This is a genomic window from Stenotrophomonas sp. 21LCFQ19, from assembly GCF_056861425.1.
On the sequence record NZ_JBSPUF010000006.1, the window covers coordinates 202,938 to 219,614 of the forward strand.

At 61.2% G+C, this 16,677-nt stretch carries 14 protein-coding genes; 8 read left to right on the forward strand and 6 right to left on the reverse strand.

Features of this window, described 5'->3' with window-relative positions; all coding sequences use genetic code 11:
* Positions 1 to 150: 150 nt before the first annotated feature.
* The 5 genes from istA to AC13FW_RS09095 all read left to right on the forward strand — a co-directional run bounded on the left by istA (position 151) and on the right by AC13FW_RS09095 (position 8,096).
* Positions 151 to 1,674, forward strand: a complete 1,524-nt coding sequence (istA, locus tag AC13FW_RS09075) for an IS21-like element ISFlsp1 family transposase (protein ID WP_140043577.1) — start codon at positions 151 to 153, stop codon at positions 1,672 to 1,674.
* The gene (gene istB, locus AC13FW_RS09080) at positions 1,671 to 2,510 is read left to right on the forward strand and encodes an IS21-like element helper ATPase IstB (RefSeq protein WP_032490500.1); all 840 of its coding nucleotides are present in this window, start codon (positions 1,671 to 1,673) and stop codon (positions 2,508 to 2,510) included. The genes istA and istB overlap by 4 nt, the downstream gene beginning before the upstream one ends.
* A 248-nt stretch (positions 2,511 to 2,758) precedes the next feature.
* On the forward strand, positions 2,759 to 4,270 hold the full coding sequence (locus tag AC13FW_RS09085) for an alginate export family protein (protein WP_216636691.1): 1,512 nt from the start codon (positions 2,759 to 2,761) through the stop codon (positions 4,268 to 4,270).
* A gap of 258 nt (positions 4,271 to 4,528) precedes the next feature.
* On the forward strand, positions 4,529 to 5,113 hold the full coding sequence (locus AC13FW_RS09090) for a recombinase family protein (RefSeq protein ID WP_070427539.1): 585 nt from the start codon (positions 4,529 to 4,531) through the stop codon (positions 5,111 to 5,113).
* Positions 5,114 to 5,117: 4 nt separating this feature from the next.
* Positions 5,118 to 8,096: a Tn3 family transposase gene (locus AC13FW_RS09095; RefSeq protein WP_282243866.1), complete on the forward strand. Its 2,979-nt coding sequence runs from the start codon at positions 5,118 to 5,120 to the stop codon at positions 8,094 to 8,096.
* A gap of 290 nt (positions 8,097 to 8,386) precedes the next feature.
* Here the strand turns inward: AC13FW_RS09095 and AC13FW_RS09100 are convergent, their stop codons facing one another.
* The 6 genes from AC13FW_RS09100 to AC13FW_RS09125 form a co-directional block, all read right to left on the reverse strand.
* The gene (locus AC13FW_RS09100; RefSeq protein WP_003465017.1) at positions 8,387 to 9,271 is read right to left on the reverse strand and encodes a LysR family transcriptional regulator; all 885 of its coding nucleotides are present in this window, start codon (positions 9,269 to 9,271) and stop codon (positions 8,387 to 8,389) included.
* Positions 9,272 to 9,366: 95 nt separating this feature from the next.
* Positions 9,367 to 11,094, reverse strand: coding sequence for a Mu transposase C-terminal domain-containing protein (locus AC13FW_RS09105; protein ID WP_003830779.1), 1,728 nt, complete (start codon positions 11,092 to 11,094; stop codon positions 9,367 to 9,369).
* A 312-nt stretch (positions 11,095 to 11,406) separates the two neighbouring features.
* Entirely contained in the window at positions 11,407 to 11,973 is a 567-nt protein-coding gene (locus tag AC13FW_RS09110) for an OsmC family protein (RefSeq protein WP_004574805.1), read from the reverse strand.
* A 14-nt stretch (positions 11,974 to 11,987) separates the two neighbouring features.
* On the reverse strand, positions 11,988 to 12,764 hold the full coding sequence (locus AC13FW_RS09115; RefSeq protein ID WP_004574804.1) for an SDR family NAD(P)-dependent oxidoreductase: 777 nt from the start codon (positions 12,762 to 12,764) through the stop codon (positions 11,988 to 11,990).
* 59 nt (positions 12,765 to 12,823) lie between these two features.
* Positions 12,824 to 13,408, reverse strand: coding sequence for a TetR/AcrR family transcriptional regulator (locus AC13FW_RS09120; protein WP_004574803.1), 585 nt, complete (start codon positions 13,406 to 13,408; stop codon positions 12,824 to 12,826).
* Positions 13,405 to 14,085, reverse strand: coding sequence for a cupin domain-containing protein (locus tag AC13FW_RS09125; RefSeq protein ID WP_004574802.1), 681 nt, complete (start codon positions 14,083 to 14,085; stop codon positions 13,405 to 13,407). Before AC13FW_RS09125 ends, AC13FW_RS09120 begins: the two co-directional genes overlap by 4 nt.
* A gap of 149 nt (positions 14,086 to 14,234) precedes the next feature.
* Here AC13FW_RS09125 and AC13FW_RS09130 point away from each other — a divergent pair, with 149 nt between their 5' ends.
* From AC13FW_RS09130 to AC13FW_RS09140, 3 genes are all read left to right on the forward strand, one after another.
* Entirely contained in the window at positions 14,235 to 15,581 is a 1,347-nt protein-coding gene (locus AC13FW_RS09130) for an efflux transporter outer membrane subunit (protein ID WP_482988876.1), read from the forward strand.
* 110 nt (positions 15,582 to 15,691) lie between these two features.
* On the forward strand, positions 15,692 to 16,048 hold the full coding sequence (locus AC13FW_RS09135; protein WP_478414534.1) for a hypothetical protein: 357 nt from the start codon (positions 15,692 to 15,694) through the stop codon (positions 16,046 to 16,048).
* Between the two features lie 165 nt (positions 16,049 to 16,213).
* Positions 16,214 to 16,477 carry a helix-turn-helix domain-containing protein gene (locus AC13FW_RS09140; protein ID WP_332807277.1) on the forward strand — a complete coding sequence of 88 codons (264 nt, stop codon included), beginning with the start codon at positions 16,214 to 16,216 and terminating at the stop codon, positions 16,475 to 16,477.
* The last annotated feature ends 200 nt before the right edge of the window (positions 16,478 to 16,677 follow it).

Sequence of the window (16,677 nt, forward strand, 5' to 3'; positions counted from 1 at the left end):
CGCGATTGCGGATTAGCCCGCGCGAGACTGCGCAAGAGAACTTATAAACGCCGGAGTAAAAACATACCACTGACGGGTCTTTCGGGGTCCGTTCATTTCGGAGTAAAAGTGTACCGGTCCTGATGGGTCCTCTGGAGAGAGGGCCGGAGGATGAAGTCAGTGGAGATATATGCGAAGGTCCGTCGGGCCGTATTGGTTGAAGGGATGACGCGGCGAGAAGCAGCGCGTTATTTTGGTGTTCATCGCAACACGATCACGAAGATGCTGCAGTATGCGGAGCCACCGGGATATCGGCGAGCGGTGCCGCGGGTGTCGGAGAAGCTGGCACCGTTCGAGACGTTAATCGACGAGATATTACGTTCGGACAAAGGTGCTCCTCCCAAGCAGCGCCATACGTGCAAGCGGATATACGAACGGCTGCGGACTGAGCATGGGTATACGGGCGGTCTGACGATCCTGAGCGATTATGTTCGTTCGCAGCGGTTGCGTTCCCGCGAGGTATTCATACCGCTGAGCCACAGGCCTGGGCACGCTCAGGTGGATTTTGGCGAAGCCGATGCTATCATCGCAGGCAAGCGGGTGCGGCTGCATTATTTCTGCATGGATTTGCCACAGTCCGATGGGTGTTTTGTGAAGGCCTATCCCGCCGAAGTGGCGGAAGCGTTTTGCGATGGCCATGTCAGCGCCTTTGCCTTTTTCGGCGGTGTGCCTACGCGCATCCTGTACGATAACACCCGGCTTGCGGTGGCGCGCATTCTTGGCGATGGACGGCGCGAACGCAGCCGGATGTTTGCGGGCTTGCAGAGCCATTATCTGTTCGACGATCGGTTCGGTCGCCCCGGCAAGGGGAACGACAAGGGCAAGGTCGAGGGACTGGTCGGCTATGTGCGCCGCAACTTCATGGTGCCGATACCGGCGGCGGCGAGTATCGAAGAACTGAACGCCCGCTTTGCCGATCAATGCCGGCGTCGCGGTGCAGCGGTATTGCGGGGACAAAGCCAGAGCATCACGGCGCGCATGGAAGCCGATAGTGCCGCGTTCATGCCCTTGCCGGAGGTGGCGTTCGATCCGTGCCATATCGTCAGCGGCTGCGCGTCGTCGATGGCGCTGGTGCGCTATCGCACCAACGATTACTCGGTACCCACGGCGTTCGCGCATCAGCAGGTCGTCATCAAGGGCTATGTCGATCGTGTCGACATCGTCTGTCGGGGCACGTGCATCGCCAGCCATGTGCGCAGCTATGAGCGAGAGGATTTTATTGCCAACCCGCTCCACTATCTGGCCCTGCTCGAGCATAAGCCCGGCGCACTGGATCAGGCCGCGCCGCTTGATGGCTGGCACCTGTCCGAACCGGTGCACCGCCTGCGGCGGCTGATGGAAGCGAGAAGCGGCAAGGAAGGACGGCGTGCCTTCATCCAGGTCCTGCGGTTGTGCGAACATTATGAGCAGTCGCTGGTCGAGTGGGCGGTCGCCCGTGCGCTGGAGCTGGGCGCGATCAGCTTTGATGCGGTCAAGATGATCCTGCTTGCGCGTCTGGAACACCGACCCGCGAGGCTGGATATGAGCCTGTATCCCTATCTGCCCCGCGCCAATGTCGGTGTGACCGATACCCGCGCCTATCTGGGCCTGATACCCGATGCCCACCGCGTGACAATGAAGGGGGCATCAGCATGACAGACCCTGTGATGCAACCGCTGCCTGCCATAATGGAGACGGGCACCAGCGTGCCGCCGCAGATCCTGCTGGGCAACCACTTGAAAGCGCTCAAGCTGCCGACCTTCGCTCGCGAGTATGAGAAGGTGGCGATGGAAGCGGCGGGCAGCCGCACCGATTATCCCGGCTATCTGCTGCGCCTGTGCGAGTTGGAACGGATCGACCGGGAGCGGCGCATGGTCGAACGCCGTATCCGGCTCGCCAGGTTCCCGCACACCAAGAGCTTCGATACGTTCGATTTTGCCGCGCAGCCTTCGCTGAACAAGCCGCTGGTGGTTGAGCTTGCGCGATGCGAATGGATTACGACGCGCAGCAACATTATCGCCCTTGGGCCCTCCGGCACCGGCAAGACCCATGTCGCGCTCGCGCTCGGCCTGGCGGCCTGTCAGAAAGGACACAGCGTCGCCTTCGTTACAGCCGCCGCCCTCGTGCATGAGCTGATGGAGGCAAGAGACGAGCGCCGGTTGCGCCAGCTGCAAAAGCATCTCGCCTCAGTCAAGCTGCTGATCCTTGATGAACTGGGTTATGTCCCGTTCACCGCCGTCGGCAGTGAACTGCTGTTCGAGGTGCTCAGCCAGCGCTACGAACGCGGCAGCACGCTCATCACCAGCAATCTGCCGTTCGATGAATGGACATCGGTGTTCGGATCCGAGCGGCTTACCGGCGCCCTGCTCGACCGGTTGACCCACCATGTCCATATCCTCGAGATGAACGGGGGCAGCTATCGGCTTGCCAGCAGCCGGAAACGGCAAAAGCACAGCCACCACGCACAGCAAGAGGAGGTGCCCCCCCCATGACCTGATCAGAAAACCCCTCATCTGCTGTGCTGAACGGCCTTCCGCTACGCTCCAGACCGTTCAGCACAGCAGATGAAAGCACCGCCTCGACAAGAGGCTTTTTGTTCAATCCAACTGGTACACTCTTACACCGGAATCTTGCACAATTTTACCCCGGCATTGACAGAACTTCAAAATGATGTGAACGACCTCGCTTGTGGGGCTGCTGGACTGCGGCAGACAGGGGCGTCGTCTGGGAGAAGGCTGTGTTGAAAGGTTCCAAGACGATCGTGTGCGGCTGTCTGCTGGGAGCAGCGATCATGACCGGGTCGACTGTCGCCCTGGCGCAATCGGTGCCTCCGGCCAGCACCGAGGACGAGTCCGCAGGTGGCCCGATGGGCAGCCAGGCGCAACCCGGTGTTCGCCCCCCACGATCGCAGCCCCGCGCTGCCGTGGCGGTCCCCGGCGGGCAGACGGGAACGCCGAACCTTCCCCAGGCGATCCGCTGGACGGAGGACTGGTCGCAGCCCGTCAGCAAGGATGCGCCATTGATCGACAGGATCAAGCACATCCCGATCGGCTCGGATGACATATACCTCTCCCTCGGCGGTGAGGCGCGCGCATACTACACCGCCTGGGATCATCAGAATGCCGGGCGCACTGCGAATGACGCCAATGACCCGGTGCAGCGTCGCTTGCGACTGCTGGCCGATCTGCACATGGGGCCGCACGTCCGGGCCTTTGTGGAACTGGGCGACAATCGTGAGTACGGTTCCAGCCTGGTCACTCCGCCGAACCGGGGGCCCTTCGACGTCGAGCAGGCGTTCCTCGATGTGACGGTGCCGCTCGGCAAAGCTGGAAAGTTGACGTTGCGTCCTGGTCGGTTCGAAATGCCGCTTGGCAACGGCAAGCTTGTCACGCTGCGGGACGGTGTCAATCAGCGTGTGCTCTATCAGGGCCTGCGCGCGACCTATGCCCTTCCCGGCAAGATCTCTGTCGACACGTTCGCCGTTCGCCCCGTAAACATTAAGGACGGCGAATTCAACAATGCCCCTAACCACACACAGTCATTCCACGGCGTTTACGTCAGCGCTCCGCACGTGGTGGCTGGCTTTGGCGTCGACGGGTACTGGTTCCAGGTGAAGCGTGACACTGCATTGAACGCTCAGGGCAGGGCCTCCGAGAACCGTAGCAGCTGGGGTGCGAGGCTGTGGCAGCGCACTGCGACCTGGGATCTCGACGTGGAAGGTACCTACCAGTCCGGTCGCTTTGGAACCAAGGACATCAGCGCATGGGCGATGATGATGGATGGTGGTTATACCTTCCCCAAGGTTGCCCTTCAGCCGCGCCTGGGGCTCAGAGCCAATGTATTTAGCGGCGACGGCAACGCCGGTAATGACACGCTGGGTACCTTTGTCGCGCCTGCGCCTCGTTATCAGATGCTCAATGCCGGTGTTTTGTTCAACTACTCAAATTTGATGAACCTCAACCCAACGCTTACGCTGAAGCCGGCGCGATCGGTGACGATTGTGACCGGGGCCCAACTTTACTGGCGCCATCGCATTGCAGACGGCGCTTACGTCGGGCCTGCCGGTGCATCGTTTGCGTCCGCTTCCGCTCGGCGGATCGGTACCGCCATGGAAATCGACATATCATGGCAGGCCACCAAGCGCCTGCAATTCGGCGTGGCCAACAGCTATTTCATGCCGAGCAAGTCGCTGGAAAGCGTTGGCGGCAAATACGGGAACTACTTCGGCGCCTACACCAGCTTGAGATTCTGAGGGGTTTCCCGATCGCCATCTGTCGCCTCCGGCCGCTGACTGGCATAGACTGCGGTGGTCCATTCGTCATGTTAGAGCGGTTGGATTAGGTCCGGAGCGACCAACTGGGGCGCAATGCTGCCATGTCGGAAACCGCATGTTTCCCGACAGGGGACGACGCAAACGGATTGAAGCTCCATGATCGCGGCTGATTATGCGCGACAAACCCTGTCGCTTTGACCTACTGTGCGACAACATTGATCCAGGGGTTTGTCGTACATGCTCATCGGGTACATGCGTGTCTCATCGGTCGACGACCGCCAGTCGGTCGACCTCCAGCGCGATGCTCTGCTCGCCGCCGGCGTCGATGAACGCCATCTCTATTCCGATAAGGCATCGGGCGCCCGGGATGATCGCTCCGGCCTGAAGACGTGTCTGGAATACCTGAAGGAAGGCGACACCCTGATCGTTTGGAAGCTCGACCGCCTTGGGCGATCCTTGGCCAACCTGCTGACCATTATCACCGACCTGAAAGTCCGGGGCGTGGCTTTTCAATCGCTGACGGAGCAGATGGACACAACCACGCCCCACGGAGAATTGTTGTTTTCGCTTTTCGGCGCGCTTGCTCAATATGAACGCGCGCTTACGCGCGAGCGGGTGATGGCGGGACTGGCGGCGGCAAAGCGCCGGGGCAGACGCGGCGGTCGACCGCCGAGCATCGACGCGGAGACGATCGAGCAGATCACGGACGCACTCAATGCTGGTGCAAGCAAAGCGTCAGTGTGCCGGTCCTTCAAGGTGCCCCGATCGACCCTCATCGGCACGCTCGATCGGATTGGCTGGACGGGGCCAGCCAAGGCCTAACTAGATGCCCCGCCGTTCTGTCCTGACCGAGGCGCAACATGCCGAATTGTTCGCCTTGCCCGAAAACGAAGCCGACCTGGTGCGGTACTGGACGCTCGGTGTCGACGATCTGCGCGCCATCACGAGCCGAAGGCGTCCCCACAACCGTCTCGGTTTTGCGCTACAGCTCTGTGCCTTGCGCTATCCCGGCCGGCTGCTGAAGCCCGGCGAATTCATCCCCGATGCTCCTCTCAGGTTCGTCGGGGATCAGCTCGGCATCGCGCCGGACCTACTTGCGGACTATGCCACGCGCGGCCCCACCCGGTACGAGCAACTCGACACGCTGCGCGAGGTATTCGGTTTTCGCCAATTGAGCCGTCCGATCCAGGCTGAACTGCAGGCCTGGCTCCTGCCGATCGCCCTCACCATGACCGGCGGAATCGATCTGGCGCGGATCTTGATCGAGGAATTCCGGAGACGGCGGATAATCGTGCCCGGCATCACATCCCTGGAACGTATGGTGAGCAAGGCCCTGCTCGACGCCGAGCGGAAAGTGGGCGATTTGCTGACGGTCCATCTGACCTCGGCACAATGCGGCCTGCTGGATTCGCTGTTGCTGCAGCACGATGAAGGCCGGATCAGCACTCTTGCGTGGATTCGCCAACCGCCCGGCAGGCCTGGGCGCCGTTCCTTCGCGGCGATTCTTGAGCGGTTGTCCGCACTCCGCGCAATCGGCTTGGCCCCTGAAGTCGTGGCTCCGGTCCATCCCGAGCGGCTGCGCCGTCTCAACCAGCAGGGCGTCCGGCTTACCGCGCAACATCTTTCCGTCCTGAACCCGATCCGTCGTCGGGCTGTTCTGATCGCCACCGTCATCGAAACGCAGGTGGCCCTGACCGACGATGCCGTGGTAATGTTCGAACGACTGATCGGACAGATGTTCCGGCGCGCCGAACGCCGGGAAGAGGCGGCGTTGAAACGCGACAAGCGCACCATCAACGGCAAAATCCGCCTGCTGGCTCGCCTCGGAACCGCGATCATCGACGCAAGGGCAAACGGCTCGGATCCTTTCGGCGCCATTGCAGAGATAATCGGGTGGGATGACCTCGGCTCCGAAATCGCGGAGGCTAGGCAACTTGTGCGTCCCGATCCGCTCGATCCCGTCGAGCTTGCGCGATCAAACCTTCCGATCCTTCGTCAGATCGGTCCGGCCTTTGTCGCCAGCTTCACCTTCGGCGCAGTTCCTGCCTGCGCGGGCCTTGCTCGTGCCATCGCGACATTGCGCGATCTGGGCAGTGGCCGCCTACGCAAATTGCCTGCAGATGTCGCGCTCGGCTTCGTGCGTCCCGCATGGCGGCGGCGGATAGACCGAGCCGGTCTTGATCGCCGCATCTTCGAATTCTGTGTCCTCGCCGAATTGCGGGACCGTTTGCGCGCCGGCGACATGTGGGTCGAGGGCAGCCGGCGATATAGAGCGGTCGAGCAGCAGCTCATTTCCGCGCCGGTGTTCGCTGCCATGCGGGCGGCGGGGCCGCTGCCCATCCCGGTCGCCGAAACCGCCGCGACCTGGCTAGCGGAACGTAAGGCCCTGCTCACCCAGAGACTGGCCGAGGTCGATGCAAAGGCAGCGGCCGATGCACTCGAAGATGTACGTCTCTCGGGCGGCAAGCTGCGGATATCGCCGCTTCGGGCCGTCACGCCGGACGAAGCGGAAAAGGCCCTTGCGCCCTTGTATAGCCATCTGCCGACTATCCGCATTACTGACCTGCTGGCGGAGGTTGACCGCTGGACCGGTTTTTCGAAATGCTTCACCCATCTCACAACCGGCCGAATGCACGATGATCCCCGTGCCGTCCTGACCGCAGTGCTTGCCGATGCCACCAATCTTGGGCACGCCCGCATGGCCGAGGCCTGCGATCTGGTGAGCCAGCGCCAACTCGGTTGGCTTGCAGCCTGGCATTTGCGCGAAGATAGGTATGGCGCTGCCTTGGCGATGTTGGTCGATGCCCAGCATCGCCTGCCACTTTCAAACGCGTTCGGCGCCGGCAATGCGTCGAGTTCCGATGGCCAGAATTTCCCGCTCGATCGCCGCGCCCAGGCGACCGGTGCCGTCAATCCACACAAGGGCAGCGAACCGTCAGTCTCCTTCTACACCCATGTTTCGGATCGCTATGCGCCATTTCATTCCAAGGTGATTTCCGCCGGCACGAGTGAGGCTGCACACGTCCTTGACGGCCTGTTGCATCATGGCGCGGAACTGGCGATCGAACGTCATCACACCGACGGCGGCGGCGTGTCCGATCACGTTTTCGCGCTGTGCCATCTGCTGGGCTTTCAGTTCGCACCGCGGATTCCGAACATCGCCGCGCGGCGGCTCCATCTCTTTCGTGATGCGCGGCCCGGTCCGGCCATCGCCTCGCTGGCCGCGCAAGCCATCGATGAGCAGCTTATTGCCAGTCACTGGGAAGATATTGTCCGCCTCGCGACGTCGATCCGGACCGGCGTCACGAGTGCGTCCACGATGCTCGAGCGCCTCGGCTCCTATCCGCGCGCCAACGGTCTGGCCCTGGCGCTGCGCGAGGTCGGTCGGGTCGAACGGACGCTTTTTACCCTCGATTGGATCGAAAAGCCGGAAGAACGGCGCCGCGCCACACGTGAGCTAAACAAGGGCGAGGCGCAGAACGCCCTCAAGCGGGCGATCTTCTTTCACCGCACCGGCCGGATTCGCGACCATGGGATTCAGGCCCAGGGACACCGGGCAAGCGCCCTCAACCTGGTCGCCGGAGCCATTGTCCTGTGGAACACGACCTACATGGAGGCGGTACTGCACCATCTGGAGCGGCATGGGAAACAGATCCAGCCCGAGTTGCTCCAGCACTTGTCGCCGTTGGGTTGGCAGCACATCAATCTTACGGGCGACTACCTCTGGACGGACGCCAGCACAATGGGCGGAACGCTGCGGCCGCTGCGCCAAAAGATCGGCGTTTCCGATGCCCAAAATGCTTAGCGTATATCTGTGCCCGTTTTATGTGACGCCCCCAACAAGACGTGCTGCCCGCGCTGCAAGCACGCGTCCAGGCAGTCCTCACCGCCAACCCCAAGGAAACCCCATGACCGACGACACCGCCGCCATTACCGAGCTGCTGCACAAGTACTACGACACCCTGGCCTGGGCGAACGGAGACAGGCACCGGCTTTGGAGCGATGAACGACGGCTTCAGGTGCGGTAGCTGACGCCTGGGACCTCAATCACCGTATGACCGGGTCGAAAGCGGTCCTTTCTCTGACAACATCGCCCTAGCCCGCACTCAACCCCCACAACACATCCAGCACATGTTGCGTAGGCCGCTCGACGTCCCCACCACGGTGGGCAATACCAAGTTGACGCCACAATAAGGGCTGTAATGGCCGCATGACGATCCTGGTATCGGGCAATGGCGTGGAGGCTTCATGCGGCAACAACGTCGCACCATAACCGGCCGCCACTAGGCTTTTGATCGCATCGTTGTAGTTCAGTTGAATACGCGGCGTGGGCTGCCGTCCATCACTGGCGAACCACTCCGAGGTCAAGCGCGAAAGCCGAGTAGTTTTGTCATTCAGAATTAATGGCTGGGCGGCCAGCCAACCGGGGGTCACAACATCCGGGCATTCCCAGCGAGCCGGCAAGAAGGCCATGACCGGGTCCCGCCGCCATGGCTCGATCCGCAATTCCTTCACCGGGGTCTGTGGCAGCGCGACCAGACCGATCTCCAAAGAGCCCTCGGCAAGCTTCTTCAAAGTTTCCTGCGACGTGAGCACTGCGACCTGCACATCGATAGCGGGATGGCGTTGGCCCAACGTCTCCAAAGCTTGCGGCATCAACTGTGCGATGGCCCCTGTGGAGGCACCCAGCCGCACACGCCCGGCCAAGCCCTGCACCTGACGCTCCACGTCCTCAAGCGCCTGCTCCGCATCCGCCAACAGGCGCCGCGCGCGCTCCACCAGCGTTTCTCCAATCGCCGAAGGCTGAATGCGCCCACGTGTGCGCGACAACAGCTTTCCGCCAACCCGCGACTCCAGGTCGGCAATATGCAAACTGACCGTGGGTGGCGCGAGGTGCAGCACACGGGCCGCCTCGGCAAACGAACCCAGGTCGGCAATGGCCACCAACGTGCGCAGACGGTCCAGGCTGATTTCGCGCATGAGTCACTCCTTGTTCAGAAAAGCTGAATTTCATCGTTTAGAAATTCAACTTTTCCTATCTTAGCCCCTCACTGAAGATTGGAACTCCTGATTTCCTATGTCCGAGAGCATTCCATGGCAAGTCCTCTTATATTCATCGACGGCGACCACTCCTCGATCTGATCGAACGGTTTGGCCGGCGGCAGGTTGTCTGCCTGCGGGTCAGCCATGTCCACATCCGGCGGTATGGGCTTGGCCGGTGGCTCCGACGTCTTGAGGTGCTGGCGGCGATCAGCGTCGCGCCGCGCCTTGCGCGTGGCCTTCTGGGCGGTGGTCACGATCTCGCGCATCTGCCCGATCATGCGGAACAGCGCCGACTCGTCCACCTGCTCGCGCCCGAGCTGACGCAATTTGGCCAGCGCCTGGCGTTGTTCCCAGAGGGTGACGGCCGGATGGGACAAGGTGCGGTAGTGGATCTCCAGATAGTGCTGACCTTCCGGTTCCAGTACCCAGATGCGGCTGATGTCGCGCGGATCGCGCCGGATCAGGAAGGCGGGCAAGCGCTCGCGCCGGGCAATCCACGGCTTGAGGGCGTCGGCGTAGTAGTGGATGTGGTCGATGACAAAGCCGGTGCGGGTCAGGGTGCGGCGGATCACCGGCAGGAAATCGACCAAAAACGCGGTGGGGCGGGTAACGACGGCCGGGACGCCAACGCGCTCCACGGCCTCGGCCCAGCGCGCGGCCGGCGGCTGGAGCAGGCCGTTGTGCACGGAGCCGTGATAGGTGCCTACCGCCAACGCGAGCCAGCGCTCCAGCTCGCGCAGCGTCAGGGTGGCCATCTTCTCGGAATCGTACTCGCCGCGCTGGCCGGGATTGGAGAAGGTCGTCCCCGGTAATTCGTCGTGGATCATCTGCATCGCCGTGCCGATGATCCGTTCCACGATGCCGCCGTAGTGCGGCTGGCCTGGTGGGCGATAGTCCAGCCGGATGCCATGCTGTTCGCAGCCACGGCGCAGCGCTTCGCTTTTGAACTCGGCCGCGTTGTCCAGATAGAGCAGCCTGGGCTTGCCGCTCATCGGCCAGTCCATTTCCACATTCAGCCCTTCCAGCCAGGGCCGCTTGTCGCAGGCGGCATGCGCGAGGCATAGGCCGACCGAGACGGCGGACGGCGCTTCCAGCGTGACCACCATGCCGAGTACGCAGCGCGTGAACACGTCGATGGCGAGGGTCAAATATGGGCGGCCAATCGGTTGCCGGTCGCGCTCGTCGACCACGATCAGGTCGATGACGGTGTGGTCGATCTGCACCTGTTCCAGCGGCATGGTGACTTCTGGCGGAATGCCACCCGCGCCTTGCAAGGGACGGGCAGCGTCCTGCCCGCCCCGGCTGCGGGCTATTTTCGCCGGGTGTAGTCCGGCAATCCGCTGGGCCACGGTGTTGCGCGCCGGCACCGGCAGCTTCTGGGTTTTGCACGCCTGCGCGACTTCGCGGTGGAACGCCGCCAGGCTGCGTTTCTGCTTGGTCAGGAAGCGCTTTTGCAGCAGCTCGCGGATGATGCGCTCGACCGGTTCCGGCAAGCGCCCCTTGCCTTTGCCGCCGCCGGATCGGCCGGGCGTCAGGTCTGTTACCAGGCCAGTACCCTGCCGGGCGCGACGGATCAGGACATATACCTGTCGCCGGGACAGGCCCAGCGCTTGGGCTGCCTCATCGGCGGCTTCATGCCCGACCACCTCAAGCGCTGCCAGTGGCCCGATGATTTCCGTCCGGTGCCGGGCTTGCGCCCATGCCTCGTCGGGCAGGGTGGCCACGCCTTGCGCGGCAATCGGTGGAGTGTCTGATGTCATGCCCAAACCTCGCTTTGGTGCACACGAGTATTGAGCATAGTCGAGATTGGTGCAGACGACTCCTGATATTGGGCTGTCAGGAGCCGTATGCACACCAGGCGTTACATCCAGTCAGATGGTGCGGTCGTCTTCTGAAAACGACAGAAGACTCTATTCTGACGGAGCTGCGCGGTTCTGCCTGACATCCAGTTAGGGTATACCTCAAATTGACACTGCGTATTCCAGAGAACGTGATGACGGAAGGTTGAACCTTCCGTCATAGCGCATCTGGTTTGGCCTCCCGTCAGCCAACCACGGGAAACACTGACTCGATCATTGGAGAATGGTCAGCTTGGCCTTGAGATCAATGGCTCTCGCGAAGTTGTGGTAATTCGGCGATGTTCGCTGCACCTGCGCGTGCAATGCTTTCAGCGCCGCCGAATCCGCCGACGACTCCATTTCGACCTCATACTCGACCTGGTCGTACCCTGGATTGATCCCAGGATCGATTCCAAGAAAACCTCTCAGATCGAGGCTTCCCTTCGTGCGGATAGTCAGCGATTGCAACTCGATGTTCATTGCCGCCGCATTTGCCGCGTAGGTTGCAGTCATGCATGCGTTCAACGCAGCCAGGATCAATTCTTGTGGATTAGCGGCCGTGTCGGTACCGAGCAATTCTGCCGGTTCGTCCGCGTCGATGACAAAGCCGCGCGCCAAGGCCGTGTCACCTAGTACGAGCGGCATGGTTCGCGCACGCGTCCGGGTGCCACCCTCCCAGGTTGTCACGACGCCGAACGTCGCGATGCCTGCGGCGGGCTTTGCTGCGACCTGATCTGCAAACTCACGCAATGCGCCGACGTTGATCCCGTTGCCGGGAGTTCCTTTAATGTTTGTGTTCATTTCTCGTTCCCCCATTATGTGTTACGCCCGGCCATCACGCCGCCGTCAACGTCCCAGATTGCGCCCGTCACCCATGCTGCCTTGTCCGACAACAGGAAGAGGATGACCTCGGCGACGTCTTGTGGCGTCCCAACCCTGCCGATTGGGTGGAAGCTGTTGAATCCCTGTAAGGCGCCATGAACCTCGGCCTTGGGTATGAATCCCTCGTAAATCGGCGTTTCGACAACCGCCGGAGAAACGGCATTGACCCTGATTTGTTTGGATGCCAGCTCCATCGCAAGGTGCTGGGTCAGCGAATGCAAACCTGCTTTTGCCATCGAATACGCGGACGACGGCGTAGCCGCAATCGCCTGCTTGCCCCACATCGAGCCGATGTTCACAATGGCGCCGGGACGCTCGCTGGCCACGAGATTGGCCACGACTTTTTGTGTGATGAAGAAGAACGCTTTATTCAACGTCAAATATTGTTCGTAATCACTTTCCGTGTGCTCAAGAAACGCCTTCGGGAAGAACACCCCAGCCGCGTTGACCAGAAGATTGATGTCCTTGTGGTGTTCATCGATGGTATGCAGGAGTCGCTTCACATCTTCGGCTCGCGAGAGATCGGCAGTCAGGGCGGTCACGGTGCCCAACGACGACAGCGCCTTGCGGGCCTCTTCGGCCTTGTCTTCACGGTGACCGACGATGACGACGCTTCCGCCTTGCTCAAGAACCATGCGGGCAGTTTGCAGTCCCATCCCGCTAGTGCCGCCGATGACCAACAACTTCTTGCCATTAAATTCAGTACTCATAATAATCTCCTTAACTACCAACTAAATGGTAGGGTTGTGTTGCAAAAAAAGTGCCGACCTCAGGTCAACACGGTGGAAAGAAAAGTGTTTCCAACTTCGGCCGGTCCGCGTGACGACCGCATGCCACGGCCCACCATCATCGAGCCTTCCAACGCGCACAAGAATGCCTCTGCGAGAGCCTCTGGGGTGGAATTCGAGGTGATCAGCGCGGCACGCTGACCATCGGCAACGACAAGAGTCAACCAGTCGAGATTGACTTTAAAGAATCGCTCGACCTCGCTCACAACGGCGTCCGGCAGCGAGTCCGACTCGGCACCCAACATGCCGCAGACACAAAGGCGCCGGTCCTTGGCGAAGGTGCGTTCGAAAAGTGCCGCATACGCAGTTAGCCTGTCAGGCGCTTTCGCATGCTGCCCTTCGATGCTCAGCAACTCCTCACGAAACCGGTGCGTATAGCGCTGTGCGACCACGGCCACGAGTTCACCCTTCTTGGGAAAGTGGTGGTGGATACTTGGTTTTTTGATGCCTACCAACTGGGCCACGTCGTCGTATGAGAAGCCGTTGTAGCCGTGCTGCTGTACCAACCCTTCAGCGGCATCGACCACCCGCTCGGCGGTCGGCGAGATTTCGGAGAAATGCTTCATGCAAGCGCCTCATTTGATTCGGCGACTGGCAGGTGGCCTGTCTTGACCAGGATGGTGCAGCCTGTATTGCTGAAGGGACGGTGAGCACTCAAATGCGGACTGCGCATCCATGTGCCGGTAGGGTAGCTTCCGAACTCATCCTCAAAGACGCCTTCCAACACATAGATTTCTTCACCGCCGTAGTGACGATGCGAATTGAATCGTGTCCCCGGGGCCCAGCGCACCAAAGCCGTATGTTGTGTGTCGAACTCAGAAAGTGGCATCACCGACAGACCCGGCACGAGGCCTGGAAACCAGGGGCCGTTACGGGTGTCGACCACGGTGCGTTGGCTGTCGGCTAGATCAAGATGGCGCAGCTTGACGAACAACGTGCAACCCGTCGCGGAGCTCGGTGCATGCGAAGAACCTGGTGGATTCTTGATGTAAGTCCCAGGCCCGAAGGTCCCGGATTCGTCGCTGAATTCGCCGTCCAGGACCAGAATCTCCTCGCCCAAGTCGTGCTTATGATTTTCAAAAGCGGAGCCCGGCGCGTATCGCACGATCGAGGTGGCACGCGCCACTTCGTCGCCATCACGCTCCAGTAACTGGCGTTGAATCCCGGTCGCTGGCGAATCGACCCACTGTAAGCTTGAAGGCTCGACGACAACACGCTGCGAAAGATCTGAATTGAGTTTCATGGCTTTATTTCATCTACCGACTACTTGGTAGGTAAGTTATAAGATCCCGATTTGTTTGTCAAATAGCTTTCGCCATTTTCTTTCATCCATTGAAAAAACAATGAATTGGTTACAAGAACTCGCGAAGCTTAGCGTACGATTTTTTCCGAATTCTCTATCGTCCCCATGTACGTCAGGATCCCGCCGCCGCCCGGTGGTGGATGCTGTACAACGATCCCATCCTGGATGGCTATGTGGAGGACGCACTGGCGGCAAATACCGATCTGCGCGTGGCCATCGCCAATGTCGAGCGCTCTCGGGCTTACCTCCGTGTCGCAAAGGACGACCGCTTGCCTTCGACCGACATAGAAGTTGGGGGCAACAAGATCCGTAACGTTGATCGTTCCGAGCCCGATATGGGCCGCAGGATGTCAACCGTCAAGGGCGGGCTGGAAGTCTCGTACGAGATCGATCTGTTCGGCCGCGTGCGCCGCCAGGTCGAGGCGGCGCGCGGTGACTGGCAGGCTGCGGAAGCGGACCGTGATGCGGTCATGGTGGCCGTGGTCGGGGATACGGTACAGGCCTACTCGAGTGTCCTCGCCGGAAATCGCTCGGTCGACGCCGCGCGGCATACCGTGGAGCTGCTCGACCGGACCTTGAGCATCACCGAGGCACGCGCACGCATGGGTCGGTCAGATCGGCTGGATGTACTGCGCATCCGTACACTGCGCGACCAACGGCAAGCGGTCGTTGGCCCGTTAGTGGCGCAACGCGATGCGGCGCTGTTCCAGCTTTCTGTACTGACTGGGCGAGTTCCCGGCACGCTGGATGCCGCTGGGATGCACTCTGCATCGCTCAAGCTGGCGTCACCGATTCCGGTCGGATCGGGCGCCGAACTGCTCGCCAGACGCCCGGACGTACGCGCCGCAGAACGGCGGCTGGCAGCAGACACGGCCCGGATTGGTGTGGTGACCAGCGAACTCTACCCTCGCATTTCTCTGGGGGGACAGCTGGGCACAGATAGCATCGGCACCGGTCCTGCGTTCTCTGCCAGCACCTCAACGTGGAGCTTGGGCGGCCTGATCAGCTGGCACTTCCCGAACATCGCCGCAACCCGCGCCAGGATTGCGGCCTCCAACGCGGAGGCCGATGCATCCCTCGCCCGCTTTGATGGTGCCGTTCTCAATGCCTTGCGTGAGGTCGAGACGGCATTGGCTGCCTACAGCGGCGAGCTTGAGCAGAACAGTGCCCTCGCCTCGGCCTTGGTACAGGCGGCGCGTGCGGCGGACGTCAGCCAGGCACGTCAGCGCGTGGGCGCGATTGATTTCATATCGGTCTTGGATTCCCAGCGAACCCTGGCCGATGTGAGCTCGGCGCTGGTTGCCTCCGACGCCGTGCTGGTCCAGCGCCAGGTCGATCTGTTCAAGGCACTGGGCGGCGGCTGGCAGCAGGCCCAGGCAGGCACCCGGTCGATGGCAGAAACCGCCGCCCCACCCACCCACCCTGAGAGAAATTGAGGATGAACGGAAAGATCAGCGCTTCATATGCACAGGCATCGGTCCCCTCGCACCGCGGACAGATTCAAGGTGCCGGCCTTCCGGCGATACTGCGCAGCCGCGGAGGTCTGATGATCATCGGCCTGCTGTCGGTGGCCATTTCGGTACTCGCTTGGGCAAGTGACCTGAGCGGCATGGTCTACGCCTGTCCCTACTGCCGTGTGGAACGCACCAGCATCGGCGTGCTCGGTCTGGTCATCCTGGCGATGCCTTGGCTCAATCGCTTCTTCGCACGCTACTTGTCTGTGGCGCTGGGCATGTTCGGGTTCGTGGTTGCGGTCATGCAGAACTTCACCTACGGCTGGCTGCTGATGTTCCAAGGCACCTTCAAGATCCATGACCCTTGGACGCTGGATCCCATGCTGCTGTCCGGTGCGGCGATGGTCATCATCGCGTTCCAGATGGGAGTCATCTTCGAGTCCAAGTAGAAGCTATCGCAGGCGGCCCCGTTGAGTGAACTTCGACGGGGCCACCTCGATGCATGGTGAGTGCTCATCACCGTGGTGACAGCTGCAGAAGAGGGGTCGAGAGAGCATGGAGTCTATGGAAAGGTGGCATACGCAGGGCGGACACAGGCGTAGGGCCAAGCCAGCATGAGTACCCAGCTTACGGAAACGGGTAGCAGCGGCCGGTGGAATCGCATTCGTGAGCGGCGCAGGCTGCAGCTGCTCAATGGTGCTGCCAGGGTGTTCGCCGAACGTGGCTATGACCATGCCAACATCCGGATCCTCGCCGAAGCGGCCAACGTCACCAAGGCGACCGTCTATGCTTATTCCACAACAAATGCGATCTTTTCAAGGCTGTGGTCAATTACTGGGTTGAACTGCGCCCGGAGCCGCTGCTCAGTTGTCCGCTGACGACATCGTTGCATACGTTGCTTCACGAGGCTGCGCGCTCGATCATCCGCCAAGCAGAACATCCTGCATCACAGGCCTTCGGGCAGGCGATACTTCGTTCCACGCAGCTACCGATGGACCATGTGCAGGCATGGCACAGCCAGTACGGTCGGCATGTCGGACACCTTTGCCAGGTGTTTGGGCATCACACGGCGGCGAGC

Coding starts and splice junctions, on each gene's coding strand:
- AC13FW_RS09120 (WP_004574803.1), bottom strand. CDS start 13,408: ATGAAGCATTTCTCCGAAATCTCGCCGACCGCCGAGCGGGTGGTCGAT.
- AC13FW_RS09095 (WP_282243866.1), top strand. CDS start 5,118: ATGCCCCGCCGTTCTGTCCTGACCGAGGCGCAACATGCCGAATTGTTC.
- AC13FW_RS09090 (WP_070427539.1), top strand. CDS start 4,529: ATGCTCATCGGGTACATGCGTGTCTCATCGGTCGACGACCGCCAGTCG.
- AC13FW_RS09140 (WP_332807277.1), top strand. CDS start 16,214: ATGAGTACCCAGCTTACGGAAACGGGTAGCAGCGGCCGGTGGAATCGC.
- AC13FW_RS09105 (WP_003830779.1), bottom strand. CDS start 11,094: ATGACATCAGACACTCCACCGATTGCCGCGCAAGGCGTGGCCACCCTG.
- istB (WP_032490500.1), top strand. CDS start 1,671: ATGACAGACCCTGTGATGCAACCGCTGCCTGCCATAATGGAGACGGGC.
- AC13FW_RS09100 (WP_003465017.1), bottom strand. CDS start 9,271: ATGCGCGAAATCAGCCTGGACCGTCTGCGCACGTTGGTGGCCATTGCC.
- istA (WP_140043577.1), top strand. CDS start 151: ATGAAGTCAGTGGAGATATATGCGAAGGTCCGTCGGGCCGTATTGGTT.
- AC13FW_RS09135 (WP_478414534.1), top strand. CDS start 15,692: ATGATCATCGGCCTGCTGTCGGTGGCCATTTCGGTACTCGCTTGGGCA.
- AC13FW_RS09125 (WP_004574802.1), bottom strand. CDS start 14,085: ATGAAACTCAATTCAGATCTTTCGCAGCGTGTTGTCGTCGAGCCTTCA.
- AC13FW_RS09110 (WP_004574805.1), bottom strand. CDS start 11,973: ATGAACACAAACATTAAAGGAACTCCCGGCAACGGGATCAACGTCGGC.
- AC13FW_RS09115 (WP_004574804.1), bottom strand. CDS start 12,764: ATGAGTACTGAATTTAATGGCAAGAAGTTGTTGGTCATCGGCGGCACT.